The following is a 16,892-nucleotide window of genomic DNA, read 5'->3' as shown; positions in this document are numbered from 1 at the left end:
CTCCATTCAGCCGAAGCTCCCGCCCCACCGTGGAACCGTTCGTCCAAGATCCCAAACTCACCGACAGCGCCCTGCCCGCCCCCCTCTTCCGCCGCCTCGCCCGACGCGTGGGAGCGCTGGGCACCGAGCGCCTGCGCACCACCTACCAGACGACCTTCTGGTACGACTTCAGCGAACCCACCAACGTCGTGGAGGAAGCCATCCTCGTGCTCCAGCCTCACGTGGTGAAGCACCTGAGGATCGCTGGCGTCGAGTGGTGGCTGAGCCGCATGTACGCCACGGACGTGCGCGTGGACTTCCACCAGGATCGCGACGAGAAGCTCGCCCTGCGCACCGGGAAGCTCGTGCACCCTCGACTGTCCTCCGTACTCTTCTTGAACCGGGTGCGCGGCGGCGCCCTCGCCATCACCCGACACCTTCCGGATCCCTCCAACCCCTCCCTCGCCCCGAGCCAGCTGGATGACCTGACGCTGGTGGCTCCCCGCCCCAACCGCTTCGTCGTCTTCGATGGGAAGTTCACCCACGGCGTGCTGGATGCGAACAACCAGATCCCCGACGGCAAGCTCCCGGGCCGCGCGCGGCAGCGCCGCACCATCGCGCTGAACTGGTGGACCAAGCGCCCCACGGATACTCCCGCGTGGGCCGAGACGAAGCTCTACCGCGCGCTCGGCGGATAGGCCGTCTCACGAAGGCGCCGCGTCACCCTCTCCGCCCATTCGGGCTCGATCTCCATGCACGCCGGCTTGCGCCCCAGTCTCAGGGCCGCCGCCGGCGTGGAGCCACTCCCCGCGAAGGGATCCAGGATCGTGTCCCCAGGCCGGCTGTATGTCCTCACCAGCGGCTCCAGCACCGAGAAGGGCTTGTGGTGCGGGTGACCGCCCCAGCGCTCCGCCTCCGCGTCATCATCGTAGCCGCCCACCACCGCCCAGACCGTGGGCAGCTCTCCCGGCCCCAATTCCGGCGCGGGCGTCCGCGCGAACACCAACGCCACCTCGTACACGCGCAGCAATTGCTCGTTCGCGTTCTTCTCCGTGGTCCGCTTGCCCCAGATGTACTCGCCCCTCAGGTGCGTATAGCCCAACCCCCTCGCCACCGTGGTGATGGGCTCCTTGCCCAGCAGATTCGTCCAGATGACCAGCGGCGCCTCCGGCGTGAGCCAGCCCACCGCCCGCGTCATCCACGCTTCCGTGAAGACGCGGTAGTCCCTCACCGTCTCGAAGCGCACGATGGGGTTGCGATCGATCTTCTTGTGGGCCCGCGGATCGCGCTCGTCCCCGCCCTTCCGCCTCCGCGTGAGCAGGCAGTACGGCGGATCCGTCAACAGCAGGCCCGCCCGGGTTTCCCCAAGCGCGGCCCGATAGCCATCCGCCTCTCGCGCATCGGCGCGGTGACAACGCAGGGACTCGGGGGGAGGTTCGAGGCTCATCCGCCACCCACCCTACACCCAGCGGCTCCAGGCTCAAGGCATCGCGCGCTGCTCCGAGCGAGACACCGCAGCGATCTCCTTGACCGCAACCCGGTCGTGCGAGCGGAAGACCGCGAAGTCGGTGCCCGCCTCCGTCACCACATCCATCATTTGATCGATGAACAGCTCTCCGGCTCGAAGCTGCACGGCGACCGGGCGACTGCGAACCACGGCCTCCTCGAGTACATCGATGAAGTCACACTGGCCTACATCATCCTGGCAGATTCGGCTCATTGCTCACTCACCTGATCCGGGACAGAGCCCGGTTCTGAGACGTGGTGAAACGCCCCCCTGTCAATGCCCCAAGCCGGTAACGACAGCCGGATCCGGATGCAAGCCGAACTCCCGAGCACTCACCCTCGTTTCACGACCCGTGAGTGCTCGGAGCCCGGAACTCCCCGCGCAGCGCTCACAACCCGAGCGCCTGAGCCAAAACAGGCTGCGCCCGGATCAGATCTTTCCAGCCGCGTAGTCCTTCGCGTAGTCCTTGAAGCTGCGCGGCGGCCGGCCGAGCACGTCCTTTACACCGGTGGCCAGCCCCGCCGACCAGCCGTTGCGGATCAGCGCCGCCAGCTCCGCCATGCCGTCCACGATCGACGCGGGCATGTGCATGTCCGTCATGGCCTTCTTCGCGGCCTCCTCGGGAATCGGCACGTAGGTGTACTTGTGGCCGAACACCTCGCCCAGGATGGTCAGCACCTCCACGGAGTCCAGCGCCTCGGGGCCCGTGAGCTCGTACGCCTTGCCCTCATGCCCCTTGCCGGTGAGGACCGCCGCGGCCACCTCGCCGACGTCTCGCCCGTCCACCCACGACGCCTTGCCCTGGCCGTGCGCGGCGTAGACGGTGCTGTCCTTCTTCGGATCGGCGCCGTAGTAGTTGATGAAGTTCTCCATGAAGAACGTGGGCCGCAGCATGGTCCAGGCGATGCCGCTGTCCTTGATGGCCTTCTCGCTCGAGCGGTGCAGCCGGCCCAGGTAGATGCCCGGCTCGGCATCCACGCCCACCACCGACAGCTTCACGATGTGCTTCACGCCCGCCTTCTTCGCCGCATCCACGAGCGCCTGCGTGTACTGCGTCTGCTTGTCCGAGACCGGCGTTAGCAGGAAGACCTTCTCCACCCCCTGGAGCGCGGGCCCGAACGTCTCCGACTTCTCCCAGTCGAAGAGCACTGCCTCGACTCCCTGTCCCTTGAGCTTGTCCGGAGAGCGGCTTCCAACCCTGACGCGCGCCCCCTTCGCCTGAAGCGCCTTCACCGTCGACGAGCCAATCGTTCCCGTACCACCCGTGACAAGAATCATGTTCCCTCCCGTTTGTGTTCGAAGCAGCCCGCGAACCATGCCACGCCTTCATGGCCGCCGTCAGCCCGGCGCCCCCAGCCGCTGCTGCCCCCACGTGCACAGATCCAACACCGGGCAGCGGCCACAGGCGGGCGCCACGTAGAAGCAACAGCGCTGGCCGTGCAGCATCAGCACCTCGTGATGATCGTAGACCTGCTGCGCATCCCAGCCTGGAGGCAACAGCGCTGCCAGCCGCTCATGCGAGCGCCCCACCGTCACACGCGGCGAGATCAACCCCAACCTCAACGCCACCCGGTAGTGGTGGCTGTCCACCGGCAGCGCGGGCCTCCGCAACCGGCTGAACAGCAGCACCGCAGCGCTCGTCTTCGGCCCCACGCCCGTCAGGGACTCCAGCCACGCGCGCGCCTGGGGCACCTGCATCTCGCCCAGGAAGTCGAGCGCCATGTCCCCTCCTCTCCGAGCGGAGATCTCCCGGAGCACGGCCTGGATGCGCGGCGCCTTCTGCTCGGGCCACGTCACCGGAGCCACCGCCTCCAGCACGGCTGCCAGCGGCGCATCCCGAACGGCCTCCCAGGTGGGAAAGCGCTCCCGAAGCTCCCGGAAGGCCCGCCCCGAATCCCGGTTGCGCGTGCGGTGGGACAGCAGCGCGGAGACCAGCTCGCTGAGCGGATCCAGCTCGTGGAAGAAGGGGATGGGACAGCCATAGACGGCGCACAGGCGCTCGTGCACCCGCAGCATCTTCTCGCGGGGCGGCAGCGATGACAGCGACTCAGGGAGCTCCACGGCCAGGTGTTCCTCCTGCCTCATGGGTAGTGAGGCTTCGATGGAACCCGACAGGTTACTTCTGGCGCCCAGGCCGCTCGTGGCGCAGTGCGCCGAAATGACACGCGGCGTTCACTGAGCGACGGGGACCCCCAATGGACGCCATGCCCCGCCCCGGCATACCGTCTGCCTGTCCCGAGCGCACGAGTGCCCATGAGCCGGAATCCCCTCCGCACCCTCTCGCGTCCTCTCCGGAGCCGCGTCGCCCTCTCCCTGCTGGCAGCCCTCTCCCTCCTCCCGGCCGCCGGCCGGGCCGAGGGCGCCTCCGATGCTTCGCCGAGCTCCTCGCTCTCGGCGGAGGCCCCTCTCGCATCCGATGTCCCCACTCCCCAGACGCCGCCGCTGGCCCAGCTCACCCCGCCCGCGGACGCCCTCCCCCCCGCGGGCGCTCCTCCCCAGGCGGATCGCCGCAAGGGCTGGGACATCCAGGGCGTACCTGCCATCAACTTCAACACCGATGAGGGGTTCGGCTACGGCGCGATCCTGATGCTCGTCGACCGCGGGGACGGCTCCTATGAGCCCTTCCGCTACTCGGTGATGCTGCAGTTCTTCCAGACGACCAACCAGGTGGCCTCGCACTTCATCTCCCTGGACGCGCCCCGCTTCCTGGACTCCCAGTGGCGCATGGGCATGGAGCTCGCCTACGCCCGCACCCTGTTCGCCCCCTACTACGGCCTGGGCAACACCGCCGCCTACGTCACCGAGTTCTCCGACTGCGACGACCGGGACTCCTTGAAGGCCAACCCCGACGTCTGCCCGGACAACCCGGACTTCCGCGGCCTGCGCTACTACACCTATGACCATCGGAGCCTGCCGAAGATCCGCCTCAACGCGCGGCGCGAACTCTCCCAGCAATGGAGGATCTTCCTGGGCTATCGCCTGCGCATGGACCGCATCCGCATGCGCTACTCGGCGGATGATCTGGGCCAGAGCAGCGACTCGAAGCTCATCGAGGACGCGTCCTCGGGAGTGCTCGACTCCCATGAGGGCAACCTCACCGAGCCCCTGTCCGAGCGCACCTCCGAGGTGATGCTCGGCCTCCAGTACGACACCCGGGACATCGAGGCCGCCCCCACGCTGGGCATGTTCCATGAGCTGTCGGTGCGCGGCGGTGCCGGAGTGATTGGCAGCCAGTTCAACTACTGGGGCGCCACGCTCCACACCCGCTTCTTCCACCCCGTCATCCCCGGGTACTCGCGGCTGGTGATGGGGTGGCGCGGACTGCTCGATGTGATGGGCGGCGACGTGCCAATCTCCCTGCTCCCCGTCTACGGCGGGTTCGAGAACAAGGATGGGCTGGGCGGCGTGTACTCCGCGCGCGGCATCCTCCTGCGCCGCTACCAAGGGCCCGTGAAGCTGCTGCTCAACGCGGAGCTGCGCTGGACGGCGCTCTCCGTGAAGCCGTGGGGGCAGGACTTCGACTTCACCCTGGCCGGCTTCGTGGACTCGGGGCGCGTCTGGAGCAACCTGCACTTCAACGAGGGCGGCGGCCTCAAGACTTCGGCCGGGGGCGGGCTGCGCATCGGATGGAACCGCGAGTTCGTCATCCGCCTGGACTACGGCGTCGGCATCACCGAGCCCACCACCGGGTTCTATCTGGACATCGGCCACATCTTCTGAGCGTCCTGTCCTCGAAGGCCCCGATGAGGAGACCCATGGCAAAGATGATCTGGCGCGCCGTGATGCTGGCCGCGCTCGTGGCAGGTGCTGGCTGCAAGAAGGAGGAGGCCCCTCGCGCCGACGCGGACTTCTACAAGAAGACGCAAGAGGCCCTCATCCGCGCCAAACCCGGCGCGGTCATCGAGCTGCCCGAGGGCCGCTTCCAGCTCGACCGCAGCCTGTCCTCCACCGTGGACGGCATCACGATCCGGGGCAAGGGCCTGGACAAGACGATCCTGTCCTTCAAGGGCCAGACGCAGGGCGCCGAGGGACTCCTCCTCAAGGGCAACAACCTCACCCTGGAGGACTTCGCCGTCGAGGACACGAAGGGTGACGCCATCAAGATCAACGGCACGGACGGGCTCGTCATCCGCCGCGTCCGAGCCGAGTGGACGGGCGGCCCCAAGGCCACCAATGGCGCGTATGGCCTGTACCCGGTGCAATGCAAGAACGTGCTGATCGAGGACTCGGTGGCCATCGGTGCGTCCGACGCGGGCATCTACGTGGGCCAGTCCGAGCACGTCATCATCCGGCGCAACAAGGCCATGCGGAACGTGGCGGGCATCGAGAGCGAGAACACCAAGTACGCCGACATCTACGAGAACACGGCGACGCACAACACGGGCGGCATCCTGGTGTTCGATTTGCCGGATCTGCCCGTGCAGGGCGGCAAGTCCACGCGCGTGTTCAACAACGACATCTTCGCCAACGACACGGACAACTTCGCTCCCGAGGGCAACATCGTCGCCACCGTGCCCACGGGCACCGGGATGATGGTCATGGCCACTGATCAGGTCGAAATCTTCAACAACCGCTTCCGGGATAACAAGACCGTGAACCTGGTCATCGCCAGCTACTTCGTGTCTCGCAAGCCCATCAACGACAAGAACTACGATCCCTACCCGGAAGCGCTCTACATCCACGACAACACCTTCTCGGGAGGAGGCGACTCGCCGACCGGGTTGGCCGTGAAGTTGCTGGCGCTGAAGCTCGGCAAGCCCTTCCCGGACATCCTCTATGACGGCATCGTCGACGGGAAGAAGCTCACCGCCCAGGGCGCCATGCCCGAGGACCTTCGCATCTGCATCCGGAACAATGGAGACGCGGACTTCGCCAACGCCGACGCCGAGCACGGCTTCGAGAAGCTCAGCAGGGACCTTGCGCCCCATGACTGCTCGCACCCGAGCCCCGAACCGGTAAAGCTGTCTGGAGTCGCCCAGTGAGCCGGATACTGGGAAGGAGCCTGCTCCTGGTGGCCCTCGGGCTGTGGGGATGCAGCAAGGGGCGTGGAGAGGTCCACACCTTCGTGGAGGATCCCTATCCGGAGAAGCTGTCGGCGTGGGGGCTCTTCCAGGGTACGGGCTGGACGCTCGAACCCAATGCCGGCGTCATCCCCTACGAGCTGAACACTTCGCTGTTCACGGACTACGCGGAGAAGTACCGGACGATCTGGGTGCCTCCGGGCCAGTCGGCCACGTACCGGGATTCAGAGGCGTTCGACTTCCCCGTGGGCACGGTCATCTCGAAGACCTTCATGTACCCGGCCGATGGCAAGGTGCCGGCAGCCACCGGGGCTCGGCGGACGGCGGGCAATGCGGACAAACGCTTCCGGCCCGTCGAGACGCGCATCCTCGTGCATGCGAAGCAGGGATGGATTGCCCTCCCCTACGTGTGGAACGACGAGGGCACCGAGGCCACGCTGGAAGTGGTGGGCTCCAGCCGCGCCGTGGAGGTGACTCATGGATCCGGTGAGAAGCTGTTCGCCCACTACATGATTCCCAATGTGAACCAGTGTCAGGGCTGCCATGAGCGCAACAAGGTGATGACGCCCATCGGCCTCCAGGCCCGGCACCTCAACCGGAGCTACTCGTATGACGAGGGGCCTGAAAACCAGCTCACACGGCTGACTCGCGTGGGCTACCTCAAGGGCGCTCCCGAGCCTGCCGCAGCGCCTCGAAACGCCGTCTGGAATGACGCGAGCACGGGCTCCGTGGAGCAGCGCGCCCGGGCGTATCTCGACGCAAACTGCGCGCACTGCCATGACCGGAACGGGCCCGCCGCGAGCTCCGGGCTTTACCTGTCCGCCCTGGAGAAGGAGCCTCACACGCTCGGCCGATGCAAGGCGCCCGTGGCCGCCGGGCGAGGCGCCGGCAAGAACCTGCCCTTCGACATCGTCCCGGGACAGCCGACGCGCTCGATCCTCGTGTACCGCATGGACTCGCAGGACCCGGGCGTCATGATGCCGGAGCTGGGACGCTCGCTCACCCATGACGAGGGCGTGGCGCTCATTCGGGAGTGGATCCAACAGATGCCAGGCGCCTGCGAAAACGATGCCCCCCAGGCGATGGGCGGCTGAGCTCCTTGAATGACGAGCCCGTTGGGAGAGCTGCCCCTCCGGGCGCGCCTGAGCCAAACCTGTCCACCAAGCAGACAGGTTGGCTCGGTCCGCGCCCGGACCGGCCTCTCCTTCCGAAGTCCCGTCAGCGGACGTGAACGGGTGAAGGCTTGTCGCCGCTCGGCTCCTGGGCACGCACGTCCCGGAACACCGCCGAGGTGTTTCCGTGCCTGTCCTTCACCTGCAGGTGGATGCGGTACCACCGGGGACCCTCCGCCCCCTCCACGGCCGGCGCCGTGAACGTGCCTCGCGCCATCCCGCTGATCGGCGGCACGAAGGCATACACCTTGCCCCCTTCGTGAAAGTCCACCTTCCATGTGAAGGCACTCGCGGGCAGCCCACCGTCCTCCGGATCCGTGGCACGGGCCTCGAAAGTGATGGAGGCTCCAGGCTGGTAGCGGGCTCCCTCCTCCGGTGATGAGAGCATTACCACCGGGGGCCTGTCTTCGCCGGTAGCCCTGGCTTCTCCGGCCAGCTCGCGCGGCGCCTGGTCCTCATCATCCGCCCGCTCGTCTCGCGAGGGCGGAGGCATGGGGGGCTCGGAGAACTCCGCTCCAGAACATCCCCCGAGCACCAGGAGCAGAAAGGCCGAAGAATTCTTCAAACGCATGGCAACGCTTCACCGGCAGAGACCGGCGCGAACGTGCCCGGGAAGTTGCGGCGCCCGATCTCGTGCGCCACTTCCCCCCGAAGCGCTCCCTCCCTGGGCATCCAACACTGAACGCTCCCCAGAGACGATTGCCATGCATCCATCAGCCCGCTCTCCCCCACGGAGGTGAGCCGATGTCCCGCCATGTCTCCGCGTGTCACCTCAACGGGCGCGGGACCGCCGGGCCCGGGTTGCTCCTTGCACCACCTCCACCCAGCGGCCCTGGACGCGCGCCTCGGACGCGAGCGCCTCCTCCCAAGAGGGGCCGTCCGGCAACACGCGCTGTGCATGGGACAACATGAGCCGCTCCAGCGCACGCTCCTCGCACAGCCTCCGCAGCCCCGGCCCATCCAGCCCGCTCGCCGCCAGGAACGCATCCCGCTCCGAGGACCGCACCCCATGGCTCCGCCACCACTCCGCCTCCGCCGCCTCCACCTCCTCTTCATCCGGCTCGAGCCCCAGCGAGCGAGCCCAGCCCGCCAGCAACGCCCGCTTCAGGCCCGCCTCGGCCAGCTCCACGCTGTCCGGCGCCCGCTGCAGTGCCGCCATCACCTGCGCCGAGGGCACCGCCCTACCCCCCAGCACGGACACGTCATCCGCCAGCCTCCTCCGCCGCACCAGCGACGAAGGCGGAGGCCGGGCCGCACCGCGCGGCGGCTGCACCGTCCGAGGCGAGGACACGAATGCCGCCGCGGCTTGGATGCAGGCGATGGCATCCATCCGCTTGAGATCCTCCACCCCTCGAGAGAACCACCCCTCCCAGTCTCCGCGCGTGGTCGCGGGCCAGGACGGGCGAACGGACTCCAGGATCCGGCGCCAGGTGCGCTCCTGGTAGAAGAGGCCCTCGGCCGCCGCCACCACCGCACGCGCCTGCCGCTGGTTGAGCACCCGAGCCGCACGCGCCTGGGCCACCACGTGCCGCACGTTCACCAGGGGAACGGTGAGCGGCCGGTACCCATGCTCCGCATCCGCGTGCAGCAGCGCCACCTCCGAGTCATCCACCAGCACCCTCTCCCGATACCCCTCGAAGATGCGCCCCACGCCCACCATGCCGTGGGCAGCCAGCTCCGCCGCTCGCAGTGCGCCCATGCTCGCACCGCCGTAGAGGGCCACGCCCGCCTCCAGCGCGGCCAGCAGCTCGTGGTGCCACACGGAGGGCTGCGCCTCGAAGACACCATCCACCAGCGCGATGACCCGTGGCCGCAGCGAGAGCGCCCGCCACACATCCCCCTGGCGAGCTGGAGGCAGCACGCGGCAGTTCGCCAGCTTGCGAGCCTCCTCCGCGGGCAGAGAGGGACCCAGGAAGACGACGAGATCCTCGGGACGGCGTTTCATAGGAGCTCCGAGATGCGCATGCCCGGCACCACCACCCGCCGGACGTGCAGTCCGGGCACGGGCGAGTCCAGCGTGACAGCGGCCACCTGCGTGAAACCCGCGCGCTGCAACTGCCGCAGCACGCGCTTCACCCCGCGAGCTGGCGCGGAGGTGTCCGCGGAGAAGTCCGGCATGCCCTCGATGCGCCGCTTGGAGCGCACCGAAGCGCAGACACGGGCGAAACCGCGCGCGGCATCCCGATCCGTCGCCGCCACGTCCTCCCGAGCGCCGTGAATGTCCGTGAGGCGCGACTGGGCCGCCTCCAGCAGGGCGCGCAACAGCGCCTCATCCCGCCCCAGCGCGCACGCATAGCCCGCCGTGAGCGGCACCGGCCCCTCCTCCTCATCCACCAGCACCGCCGCGGCCACGGGCAGCCCCGCCGCTCCAGGAGTCCGCGAGGTGGGCGTGGCATCGAAGAGGTACACCCCGAACCCCCGCTCCCGAAGCGTTCGCGCCAGCGCCGCCGTGCGAGGCGCTCCCCGCGCGATCGCCGAGGGCCCCAGCATCCGCCGCCGGACCGCCTCCTCCGTCCACCCACCCGGCAGCGCCCGAGCGAGCTGATCCCGCTCCGAGGCCTCCAGCAGCGCATGCAGCAGCGCACGCTGGGCATCCGGGTGCGCCCCGGAGCCATTGCTCGTCCACGCGACACACACCGGCCCCAGCGCCACCGAGCCCCCGGGCGGACAGTGCACGCCCTGCGCCGGCACCCACACCGCGCGCCCCGAGTGCAGCTCCGTGGCCTGCCGCCACGCGCACCGCACCGAGTCCCCCCACAGCCGCGAGTCCACCATCCTCCCCGCCGAGCCCAGCGCCTCGGCGCTCCAGGCCCCGGCGTTGCGCCCATCCAGCTCCGCCCGCGAACCCCACACCAGCCGGCCGGGGGACACGTGCTCCGCGGCCCACAGCTCGGCCGTTTCGAAGAGCGCCCCCAGGGCCGCACCCTCATAGGTGAGCCCCTTGCCGTTGCACACCTGGAGCACATGGCCGCCGGGGCGGACGGCGCACGCCACCTCCACCCCCGTACGGTCCAACCCCGTCACCCGCGCCACCCGGGTGACGCCCAGGGCCTGGGCCAGCCGCGACTGGAACACCTGCGAGACAAGGACTTGTTTGGTAGGAAGCACGGCGGCCAACCTTAACTCGAAAACCGTGCCCGCAATCCACCCATCGTATTCGTCATGTGCAGAAGGTCCGTGGTAGGGGTGGGAAAGTCACAGGGGAACCCGGATGATCCAGGTCGGAGATTCAGCGCCGGACTTCACTGCTACCGACTGTCAGGGGCAACCCGTCTCTCTGCGCGCCCTCCGGGGACGCCGCGTCGTGCTCTTCTTCTTCCCCCGGGCCTTCACCATCGGCTGCACGATCGAGATTCGCGCCTTCCGCGACAACCAGGCCCGCCTCCAGGCCCTGGGCGCCGAATTGGTCGGCGTCTCCGTGGACTCGGTGAGCACCCAGTGCGCCTTCGCCGCACAGGAGGACATCCACTTCGCCCTCATTGGCGACGAGCGCCGCCTCATCAGCACGTCCTATGACGTGCTCTGGCCCGTGCTCAAGGTGGACCGGCGCATCACCTTCATCATCGATCCGGCCGGCCGCATCGAATCCATCATCCGCCACGAGGTCCGCGTCCACCGCCACCTGGATGACGTGCTGAAGTACCTCCAGGCGCATCCGCTCCCACCCGAGGGCGCCGAGCGCTCACACGCCTAGTCCCACTGACACAGGTACTCGCAGTGCTGGGCGCCTTTGGCCACGCACAAGGGGTGGGCGACACGCACGGCCCGTCCTCCGGACAGCTCGATGGCGCGCTGGTGCCAGCCGACGATGGTGAGGCAGTCCGTCTCGGTGACGTTCTCCGCGCCAAAGGTGCGCAGGGTGGCGGACTTCGGCCCCGTCTTCTCGTAGGTGCGCGAGCCCACCGCGTAATAGAAGCGGTAGATCTGCGGCGCCTGGCTCAGCAGGAACTGCGGCTCGCCCGGCCGGACGAAGACGTGCTGCGCCCCCTTGAGGTTCTCGTCCGCCGAGGCCCGCCCCATGTCCATGAAGGCCTGGGTGCGATCCTCGGGAGACAGCACATCCGCGATGGCCTCGTCCAGGCGCAGGTTGAGCTCAAACGGGTACCAGTTGATGGGGAGGATCATCTTCCGCAGCAGCGCCTGGTCCATGGGCGGCAGCCGCTTGAGCACCTCCTCCAGCCGAGCCTGCCCCCCCTGCTGGCGCACCAGGTTCAGCCGGGAGATGAGCACCGTGCCCTTGATGCGGGAGTTGGGGGGAGAGCCTGCCGTCGACATAGAGAGGGGGCCCCGGGGAAGGGACCTGGAAGGGTATTGTGTCAGCGACGGACGCAATGCGGCAACCCAATGCGTCCCTCACCCGCCCCATTCCGAGTCCTACCCCTCACTCCGGGTAAAACCCCGGTTCCGCAGGGGCTTGTAACCTTCTGGCCCCCCGCGTGTTCAAGCCTTCGTGACGGCATGGCAGACAAAGGGAGGCTCCAAGCTCCCCCGGTTGGCGCTGGCGAGCGCTCCGGCACTCTCGGATGAGGTGCTGTGCCGCGCCTTCCTGGACGGCGACGAGGCAGCCTTCGGCGCCCTGGTGGAGCGCTACCGATCGCTCGTCCTGTCGCTCGTCCGCCGCTTCGCTCCCCGCCCCGAGGATGCCGCCGACCTGGCGCAGCAGGCCTTCCTGCGGGCCCTGGAGGCCTCGAGCCGCGTCTTCGCCCGCTGGAAACCCGGCAGCCCCACCCCGTTCCGCTCCTGGCTGGTGCGCATCGCCCTCAACCTGGCCAAGAACCACGCGCGCCAGGGGAGCCGCTGGCGCCCCGCCGTGCTGACCGAGGTGGAGGATGCCGCCGTGGACGGGCGGGAGTCCCCCCAGGAAGCGCTGGAGCGCCAGGAGCGCGATCGGCACATCCAGTCCGCCGTGCTCGCCCTGCCCCGCCGCCAGCGCGAGGTGCTCACGCTCCGGGTGGATGCGGAGCTGCCCTTTCGAGACATTGCCGAGACGCTCGGCATCACCGAGAACAACGCCAAGGTGCAGTTCCACCACGCCGTGAAGCGGTTGAAGGCCGAGGTGGCTGGCACGACTGAGGAGGGCCGCGAATGAGCGCGTGCCAGGACCAGGAGGAGCTGTTGACGCTCCATGCCGCGGGGGCACTGGAGCCCGCTGACGAGGCCCGGGTACGCGAGCACCTGGCCTCCTGCGCGGCCTGCCGGAGCGAGTTCGAGTCCACCGCGCGCATGCTCGACGCGGTGGCGCTGCCGCCGGTGTCCCCGGCCATGCGGGAGCGGATGGAGGCCCTGCCCCAGCAGACGCTGAGCACGTGGCGGCGGACGCAGGTGCGCAAGGCGTTCCGGGCTCGGACGGCGGGTGCGTTGCTGGCCGCGGCGGCCGCGGTGCTGGTGGTGGTGGGCCCGTCGCTCCGGTCTCCGCGGACTCCGAGCGCCGTGCCCCAACCCGTGTCCGCCTCGGTGGGCTCGGACACGCAGGCGGACTTCGAGGAGTGGGCGGCGGCGGATCCGCTGGGCGATGCGATCGATCCCGCCAGCTTCGACGAGGACTGGGGCGACGAGGACGACGCGGACGATTCCGCGAGTGAGCTGTTCCTGGACATGGATGGAGAGTCGCTGTGATGAAGCCGATTCGAGTGGCCCTGTTGATGCTGACGCTGGCGCCCTTCGGGGTGCTCGCCGCGCCTCCCGACGCCCAGCAGGAGGCCGAGTTGGAGGCGGAGCGGCAGATGCGCACCGCGCGCGTGGTAGGGCTCTCGGAGGCGCTGGAGCTGGACACCGCCCAGGCGCTCCAACTGGCCGAGACGCTGCGCAAGTTCGACGAGCGGCGCCGCCCGCTGCGGCAGCAGGTGCGCGAATCGGCGGAGCTCCTCCAGCGCGCGGCCCGGGGAGACACCGCGGCGATGGCCCAGGTGGATCAAGCGGCGCAGAAGGCCTTCGACGCCCGGGCGCAGCTGACGGCGCTGGATCGGGAGATGTTCCAGGCGCTGTCCAAGGATATGCCGCCGCAGAAGCGCGCGAAGCTGGCGCTCTTCATGGCCCGCTTCGAGAGCCGGCTCTCCCAGTTCAAGACAAAGTACAAGGAGAGGATGCGCGAGAGGATGCAGGAGAAGATGCGCAAGCTCGACGGGCGGGACGACCGCGGCTGAGCCCCTGCTCTCTCTGAGCCAGATGTGACACCCTGGCCCGCATGGAGGCCAGGAGCCGACAGGAGATCATCGCGGGCGCGCTGCTCGGAACGCTCGTGGGAGACGCGCTCGGCCTGCCGCGAGAGGGACTCTCCCGGGGTGAGGCAGCGCTCCGATTCGGGCATGGGCCGCTGCGCCACCAGCTCTTCTTCGGGCGAGGGCTCGGCAGCGATGACACCGAGCACGCGTGCATGGTGGGCCAGGCGCTCCTGGCGCAGCCCGATGATGCCTCAGCCTTCGCTCGGAATCTGGGCTGGAGGTTGCGAGCGTGGCTGCTGAGCCTGCCTGCCGGACTGGGCCGGGCCACGCTGCTGTCCATCCTTCGCCTGTGGCTGGGGTTCTCTCCGGAGCGCAGTGGGATTGCCTCCTCGGGGAACGGTGCCGCCATGCGAGCCCCCCTCCTGGGAGTGTGCCTGGCGCACCAACCGGAGCGGCTGGAGGCCTTCGTGCGAGCCTCCAGCCGGATGACGCACCGGGATGTGCTCGCGGAGGAGGGCGCGCTCCTGGTGGCGCTCGCCGCGGCGCATGGGGCCCGGCGAGGCGCTGCCGGGGTGGATGGCGATGCGCTCCTCGAGGAGTTCGAGCTTCGCGTGTCGGCTCCCGAGCTCCGCGACGCCGTTCGCACCTTGCGAGAGTACCTCTCGCGTGGAGAGTCGGCTCGACGGATGGCGGGGAAGTTCGGACGCTCTCACGGCGTGTCCGGGTTCGTGCTCCACACGGTTCCGGCGGCGCTCTATGTGTGGCTGCGCCACCCGGGAGACTTCCGACGCGCGGTGGAGGAGATCATCCGGCTCGGCGGGGATGCCGACACCACGGGAGCCATCGTGGGCGCTCTGGTGGGCGCCACGGTGGGAGTGAAGGGCATTCCGCCCGAGTGGCTCGCTGGGGTGGTGGAGTGGCCTCGCACCGTGGAGTGGATGGAACGGCTGGCGGAACGGCTGGCGCGGCAGTTCCCGGCGGAAGGAGCAGCAGATCGCCCCGGGCCACTGCCGTTGTTCTGGCCGGGGCTGATGCCACGCAACCTGGCGTTCCTGCTCATCGTGCTCGGGCACGGGTTCCGGCGACTGCTCCCTCCGTGAGGGAGACTCAACGCGCACGGCGGCGCCGGGTCACCTGTCTTTGAGGGGGTGAATTCACGGGCCTCCACCGGCGCCCGTTCTCCGCCTCCCACCGTCGAACGGCCAGCGCGACCAACGGAGCCTTCTGCTCCAGGTAGTCGAGCGTTATCTCGCGCTTCTCGTACTCCTCGAGCCACTTACGCCGATAGCGAATCACCCGCTCATCATCTCGGAGCCCCAGCTTGATGAGGGTGTTCTCCGCCTGGCGACGATACTGGCGCGGACATCGGCTCGAAACGCTCAGTTGGAGTGACGGTAGGTGCAGTTCGAACCAACCCGGGCGGACCAGGAAAGGATCCAGCAGCCCGCCAGAAGCCAGCGACTGCTTGCTACTGTTGATCCACCCCGCTGAGTACCGGTAGTTGCTCCACTCGTAGGCGAGGCTGCGGTTCTCTTCGATGGAAACGAAGTGATCAACGGTCCCTGGAGAGCTCAGGAACATGGCCGTATACGCACAGCGTTCGTGGAAGGCCGCCGCGAGTTCCGCATTGAAGCGCCGCCAATATGCGGGGGGTCGGCTTCCGCTCGCACCATGGCGGCGCAGCCATTCAAGGCCTCGCTGGCGAACATCGCCATGGAAGTCAGCGGGTTCGTCGACCGGGACGCATCGAACCATGGGGATCCTCCTTGTCACGCGCGACGATCCATCTGGGCCAGAAAGGATCCTGGTCGGGTAGCAACTTCTGCAGCGCGGCATGGATCTGCGCGCTCGATGCCAGTCCCTCGGGAAGCACGTCGCGCTCACCCCTCATGAAGGACTCGGCTGCCTCAATGACTCGCTCTGCCTCAAGAGAACGTGGCTGAGCCAGTTGGATGATTTCCGAGGTCAGCCAGTCATTGACGTCACCCCGCTTTGTCCAGGGTGGCTGCCGAAGCCGGACCTTTTCCCCTTCGAGTTCGAGCAGGAAGAGCACATCCCGATCCTCATCGAAGAAGGGCTCCAGTGACGCAAGCACCAGGGGCGAGTGCGTGGTGAGCAGCACCTGCACGGAGGTCTTCTCCGACAAGCCCTCGATGACATCGATGAGCGATCGGACGATGCGTCTCTGCCATTGAGGATGCAGGTGCGTTTCCACTTCATCCACCATCAGGACAAAGCGTGTCTCAGGCTTCTCGCCCAGCAGCTCCGCGGCCTTCCGGTGCTCGTGCCACGTCCAGACGATGAGATAGGCCAACCCCAGGATCCGCCTGGCGCCAGCCGACGCGTGCACGACCGGGATCGTCCCATAGGGCATCTCGATCGTGGGGTAGTCACGCACGTCCGCGACGGAGAGGCGCGTGGGGCGGCCTGGCTTGATGGGTTCTCCTCGAGAGGGAGAGAGCTGCTCCAGGACACGGCACAGGAGTTGAAAGGGCGAATGGGAGTCCACTCCATCCTGGAGCTGCCAGTTCACCCAATCCCTGATCAGCCCGTTACAAACGGTCTTGCCCTCGTAGCTGAGCCCCTCCCACAGTTGTTCTGGCAGGAAATGGAACGCCTCCGGGCGCCGGGACGTATCCGCCTCCGCGAAGCGAATCGCAGGCCAGTCGTTCCGCGCAGGATCCCAGACCGAAAAGCTTCCATCCACCCGGGCATACACCGTGAGCCCCGGCATGCTCGGCCGAGCCTCGGGCAAAGGCCATAGCTGGCGCTTCGGATCAAACCTGCTCTTCCTGTGGCTCTCCTTCCCTGTCTTGCCAGCCAGCGTCCAGGAGATCTCTCGCTGCTTCGCGCCCTGGCGAGGCCAGGCCTGAAGTCCCGGCCATGTTCCCGTGAGACTCCACCAAGCCACGTCGAGGAGGAAGCTCTTCCCCAGCCCATTGTCCCCGGTCAGCACACTCAGCCGCTCGGCGAACTGGATGTCAAAAGTCGGAGCAGGACCGACTCCTTGCATGTGGAGCCCACGCAGCATGTCCCACCCTTAGCCGATCTT

General features: G+C 68.2%; 19 protein-coding genes. 9 read left to right on the top strand and 10 right to left on the bottom strand.

Translation table 11 applies throughout. The annotated features are described in order from the left end of the window. Positions 1 to 29: 29 nt before the first annotated feature. Positions 30 to 677, top strand: coding sequence for a 2OG-Fe(II) oxygenase (locus KY501_RS42250; RefSeq protein WP_224369780.1), 648 nt, complete (start codon positions 30 to 32; stop codon positions 675 to 677). On the opposite strand, the gene KY501_RS42245 is transcribed toward KY501_RS42250, so the two are convergent. The 4 genes from KY501_RS42245 to KY501_RS42230 all read right to left on the bottom strand — a co-directional run bounded on the left by KY501_RS42245 (position 656) and on the right by KY501_RS42230 (position 3,571). Next, the gene (locus KY501_RS42245) at positions 656 to 1,426 is read right to left on the bottom strand and encodes a DNA-methyltransferase (RefSeq protein WP_224369778.1); all 771 of its coding nucleotides are present in this window, start codon (positions 1,424 to 1,426) and stop codon (positions 656 to 658) included. The genes KY501_RS42250 and KY501_RS42245 overlap by 22 nt on opposite strands. A gap of 33 nt (positions 1,427 to 1,459) precedes the next feature. After that, on the bottom strand, positions 1,460 to 1,699 hold the full coding sequence (locus KY501_RS42240) for a hypothetical protein (RefSeq protein WP_224369776.1): 240 nt from the start codon (positions 1,697 to 1,699) through the stop codon (positions 1,460 to 1,462). Between the two features lie 216 nt (positions 1,700 to 1,915). Beyond that, positions 1,916 to 2,764, bottom strand: a complete 849-nt coding sequence (locus tag KY501_RS42235; RefSeq protein WP_224369774.1) for an SDR family oxidoreductase — start codon at positions 2,762 to 2,764, stop codon at positions 1,916 to 1,918. 60 nt (positions 2,765 to 2,824) lie between these two features. Next, the gene (locus KY501_RS42230) at positions 2,825 to 3,571 is read right to left on the bottom strand and encodes an endonuclease III domain-containing protein (RefSeq protein ID WP_224369772.1); all 747 of its coding nucleotides are present in this window, start codon (positions 3,569 to 3,571) and stop codon (positions 2,825 to 2,827) included. A 168-nt stretch (positions 3,572 to 3,739) separates the two neighbouring features. Between KY501_RS42230 and omp85 the strand changes: the two genes are divergently transcribed. From omp85 to KY501_RS42215, 3 genes are read left to right on the top strand one after another with little or no spacing between them, the layout of a single operon-like run. Further along, positions 3,740 to 5,206 carry an Omp85 family outer membrane protein gene (omp85, locus tag KY501_RS42225; protein WP_224369770.1) on the top strand — a complete coding sequence of 489 codons (1,467 nt, stop codon included), beginning with the start codon at positions 3,740 to 3,742 and terminating at the stop codon, positions 5,204 to 5,206. 35 nt (positions 5,207 to 5,241) lie between these two features. Beyond that, complete coding sequence (locus KY501_RS42220; RefSeq protein WP_224369768.1) at positions 5,242 to 6,468, top strand: parallel beta-helix domain-containing protein; 1,227 nt, start codon at positions 5,242 to 5,244, stop codon at positions 6,466 to 6,468. Then, a complete protein-coding gene (locus KY501_RS42215) occupies positions 6,465 to 7,601 on the top strand; it encodes an SO2930 family diheme c-type cytochrome (RefSeq protein ID WP_224369766.1) in 1,137 nt (378 codons plus the stop codon). The genes KY501_RS42220 and KY501_RS42215 overlap by 4 nt, the downstream gene beginning before the upstream one ends. Positions 7,602 to 7,725: 124 nt before the next feature. Here the strand turns inward: KY501_RS42215 and KY501_RS42210 are convergent, their stop codons facing one another. The 3 genes from KY501_RS42210 to KY501_RS42200 form a co-directional block, all read right to left on the bottom strand. Next, positions 7,726 to 8,250, bottom strand: a complete 525-nt coding sequence (locus tag KY501_RS42210) for a hypothetical protein (protein WP_224369764.1) — start codon at positions 8,248 to 8,250, stop codon at positions 7,726 to 7,728. 201 nt (positions 8,251 to 8,451) lie between these two features. Continuing rightward, positions 8,452 to 9,624, bottom strand: coding sequence for a TfuA-like protein (locus KY501_RS42205; protein ID WP_224369762.1), 1,173 nt, complete (start codon positions 9,622 to 9,624; stop codon positions 8,452 to 8,454). Beyond that, positions 9,621 to 10,787 (bottom strand): YcaO-like family protein, encoded by a 1,167-nt coding sequence (locus KY501_RS42200; protein ID WP_224369760.1) that lies wholly within the window; start codon positions 10,785 to 10,787, stop codon positions 9,621 to 9,623. Before KY501_RS42200 ends, KY501_RS42205 begins: the two co-directional genes overlap by 4 nt. Positions 10,788 to 10,890: 103 nt before the next feature. Here KY501_RS42200 and KY501_RS42195 point away from each other — a divergent pair, with 103 nt between their 5' ends. Further along, positions 10,891 to 11,373 (top strand): peroxiredoxin, encoded by a 483-nt coding sequence (locus KY501_RS42195; RefSeq protein WP_224369758.1) that lies wholly within the window; start codon positions 10,891 to 10,893, stop codon positions 11,371 to 11,373. On the opposite strand, the gene KY501_RS42190 is transcribed toward KY501_RS42195, so the two are convergent. Beyond that, positions 11,370 to 11,954: a TIGR02265 family protein gene (locus KY501_RS42190; protein WP_224369756.1), complete on the bottom strand. Its 585-nt coding sequence runs from the start codon at positions 11,952 to 11,954 to the stop codon at positions 11,370 to 11,372. The two genes, KY501_RS42195 and KY501_RS42190, sit on opposite strands and share 4 nt — an antisense overlap. A gap of 175 nt (positions 11,955 to 12,129) precedes the next feature. On the opposite strand from KY501_RS42190, the gene KY501_RS42185 reads away from it, so the two are divergent. The 4 genes from KY501_RS42185 to KY501_RS42170 are packed head-to-tail and all read left to right on the top strand — an operon-like array spanning position 12,130 to position 14,940. Beyond that, complete coding sequence (locus KY501_RS42185; protein ID WP_373691710.1) at positions 12,130 to 12,768, top strand: RNA polymerase sigma factor; 639 nt, start codon at positions 12,130 to 12,132, stop codon at positions 12,766 to 12,768. Further along, positions 12,765 to 13,295 (top strand): anti-sigma factor family protein, encoded by a 531-nt coding sequence (locus tag KY501_RS42180; RefSeq protein WP_224369746.1) that lies wholly within the window; start codon positions 12,765 to 12,767, stop codon positions 13,293 to 13,295. Before KY501_RS42185 ends, KY501_RS42180 begins: the two co-directional genes overlap by 4 nt. Then, positions 13,295 to 13,822 carry a hypothetical protein gene (locus KY501_RS42175; protein ID WP_224369738.1) on the top strand — a complete coding sequence of 176 codons (528 nt, stop codon included), beginning with the start codon at positions 13,295 to 13,297 and terminating at the stop codon, positions 13,820 to 13,822. Before KY501_RS42180 ends, KY501_RS42175 begins: the two co-directional genes overlap by 1 nt. A gap of 41 nt (positions 13,823 to 13,863) precedes the next feature. Beyond that, positions 13,864 to 14,940, top strand: a complete 1,077-nt coding sequence (locus tag KY501_RS42170; RefSeq protein WP_224369736.1) for an ADP-ribosylglycohydrolase family protein — start codon at positions 13,864 to 13,866, stop codon at positions 14,938 to 14,940. A gap of 7 nt (positions 14,941 to 14,947) precedes the next feature. Here KY501_RS42170 and KY501_RS42165 read toward each other — a convergent pair whose 3' ends face one another. Next, positions 14,948 to 15,595 carry a hypothetical protein gene (locus KY501_RS42165; protein WP_224369734.1) on the bottom strand — a complete coding sequence of 216 codons (648 nt, stop codon included), beginning with the start codon at positions 15,593 to 15,595 and terminating at the stop codon, positions 14,948 to 14,950. Then, positions 15,561 to 16,871 (bottom strand): AAA family ATPase, encoded by a 1,311-nt coding sequence (locus tag KY501_RS42160; RefSeq protein WP_224369732.1) that lies wholly within the window; start codon positions 16,869 to 16,871, stop codon positions 15,561 to 15,563. Before KY501_RS42160 ends, KY501_RS42165 begins: the two co-directional genes overlap by 35 nt. Positions 16,872 to 16,892 lie beyond the last annotated feature (21 nt).

It is taken from the genome of Hyalangium versicolor (assembly GCF_020103695.1).
Lineage (GTDB): Bacteria > Myxococcota > Myxococcia > Myxococcales > Myxococcaceae > Hyalangium > Hyalangium versicolor.
The sequence above is the reverse complement of the archived record's forward strand: the minus strand, read 5'-3'. Positions and strand labels throughout refer to the sequence as shown.

Bases quoted from the DNA above. Each gene is read 5' to 3' on its own strand.
- KY501_RS42165 (WP_224369734.1), bottom strand. From the start codon at position 15,595: ATGGTTCGATGCGTCCCGGTCGACGAACCCGCTGACTTCCATGGCGAT.
- KY501_RS42195 (WP_224369758.1), top strand. From the start codon at position 10,891: ATGATCCAGGTCGGAGATTCAGCGCCGGACTTCACTGCTACCGACTGT.
- KY501_RS42180 (WP_224369746.1), top strand. From the start codon at position 12,765: ATGAGCGCGTGCCAGGACCAGGAGGAGCTGTTGACGCTCCATGCCGCG.
- omp85 (WP_224369770.1), top strand. From the start codon at position 3,740: ATGAGCCGGAATCCCCTCCGCACCCTCTCGCGTCCTCTCCGGAGCCGC.
- KY501_RS42175 (WP_224369738.1), top strand. From the start codon at position 13,295: ATGAAGCCGATTCGAGTGGCCCTGTTGATGCTGACGCTGGCGCCCTTC.
- KY501_RS42245 (WP_224369778.1), bottom strand. From the start codon at position 1,426: ATGAGCCTCGAACCTCCCCCCGAGTCCCTGCGTTGTCACCGCGCCGAT.
- KY501_RS42190 (WP_224369756.1), bottom strand. From the start codon at position 11,954: ATGTCGACGGCAGGCTCTCCCCCCAACTCCCGCATCAAGGGCACGGTG.
- KY501_RS42160 (WP_224369732.1), bottom strand. From the start codon at position 16,871: ATGCTGCGTGGGCTCCACATGCAAGGAGTCGGTCCTGCTCCGACTTTT.
- KY501_RS42240 (WP_224369776.1), bottom strand. From the start codon at position 1,699: ATGAGCCGAATCTGCCAGGATGATGTAGGCCAGTGTGACTTCATCGAT.
- KY501_RS42205 (WP_224369762.1), bottom strand. From the start codon at position 9,624: ATGAAACGCCGTCCCGAGGATCTCGTCGTCTTCCTGGGTCCCTCTCTG.
- KY501_RS42230 (WP_224369772.1), bottom strand. From the start codon at position 3,571: ATGAGGCAGGAGGAACACCTGGCCGTGGAGCTCCCTGAGTCGCTGTCA.
- KY501_RS42235 (WP_224369774.1), bottom strand. From the start codon at position 2,764: ATGATTCTTGTCACGGGTGGTACGGGAACGATTGGCTCGTCGACGGTG.
- KY501_RS42220 (WP_224369768.1), top strand. From the start codon at position 5,242: ATGGCAAAGATGATCTGGCGCGCCGTGATGCTGGCCGCGCTCGTGGCA.
- KY501_RS42210 (WP_224369764.1), bottom strand. From the start codon at position 8,250: ATGCGTTTGAAGAATTCTTCGGCCTTTCTGCTCCTGGTGCTCGGGGGA.
- KY501_RS42170 (WP_224369736.1), top strand. From the start codon at position 13,864: ATGGAGGCCAGGAGCCGACAGGAGATCATCGCGGGCGCGCTGCTCGGA.